We start from the raw sequence: 238 nt of genomic DNA, 5'->3' as shown, positions 1-238 counted from the left end.
GAGCTTCGCTCCCGAATCCTCCAGCATATATCCGATGCGCTCCGCCGGATAATCCGGGTCAATCGGCACGTAGGCTCCGCCGGCCTTGAGGATCGCCAAAACGCCAACGACCAGCTCGATCGACCGATGGGCGGCAATCGCCACAGGCTGATCCCGAACGACACCCTTGTCGCGGAGTGTCCGCGCCAGCCGGTTTGCCCGCTCGTTCAGTTCGCGGTATGTCAGACGCGCGTCTTCG

Annotated in this window: 1 protein-coding gene; it reads right to left on the bottom strand. The window is 63.4% G+C overall.

Going from position 1 to position 238, the window contains the following annotated elements:
- The coding region (locus JO375_RS24435) for an AMP-binding protein (RefSeq protein WP_407672842.1) at positions 1-225 on the bottom strand (225 nt) is incomplete at its 3' end.
- Between the last annotated feature and the right edge of the window lie 13 nt (positions 226-238).

The sequence above is a fragment of the Paenibacillus farraposensis genome, assembly GCF_020736845.1.
In the GTDB taxonomy this organism is placed as follows: Bacteria; Bacillota; Bacilli; order Paenibacillales; family Paenibacillaceae; genus Paenibacillus; species Paenibacillus farraposensis.
Note: the sequence above shows the minus strand (reverse complement) of the source record. Positions and strands in the feature narration are given on the sequence as shown.